Here is a 623-nt window from a genome sequence, read left to right on the forward strand (position 1 = left end):
ACCTGTGGGCGGGCGAGGCCGGAGCCAGTGACGCGCTGTACGGCGTGTTCTCGGCCACCAAGGGCGCGGCCCACCTGGTCGCGGCGCTGCTGGTGCAGGACGGCACGCTGGAGCTGAACCGCAAAGTCCGTTACTACTGGCCGGAGTTCGCGGCCGAGGGCAAGGGCGAGCTGATCCTGCGGGACCTGCTCGCGCACCGGGCCGGACTGGTCGGCACGGACGCCGGGTTCACCCGCGCGGAGCTGGCGGACGACCGCGCGATCGCCGAACACCTCGCCGACCAACGGCCGTTCTGGCGTCCCGGCGCCGCGTTCGGCTACCACGCTCTGGTCATCGGCGCGTTGACGGGCGAGGTGGTGCGCCGGGCGACGGGCCGTACGATCCAGGACCTGTACGAGGACCGGGTCCGCGCCCCCTACGGGCTCGACTTCCACCTGGGCCTCCCGGTCACCGCCGACCCCCGCTTCCGTGCCGTCCAGCCGCTGCTCCCCACCCCCGGACAGCGGGCGCTCATCGACGCCTCGCCGCGCGGCCCGCACACCCTGGAGGCGATCGCCTACAACCGGCACGGCGCCGAACCGACCGACCTGGAGCGGCTGTACGAGGACCCGCTGATCCGCGCC

At 73.8% G+C, this 623-nt stretch carries 1 protein-coding gene; it reads left to right on the forward strand.

Annotation, left to right across the window (positions count from 1 at the left end; genetic code table 11):
- On the forward strand, nucleotides 1-623 hold a 623-nt coding region (locus CCN72_RS37030; protein ID WP_143664348.1), incomplete at both ends, for a serine hydrolase domain-containing protein.

It is taken from the genome of Streptomyces murinus (genome assembly GCF_002154555.1).
Lineage (GTDB): Bacteria > Actinomycetota > Actinomycetes > Streptomycetales > Streptomycetaceae > Streptomyces > Streptomyces murinus.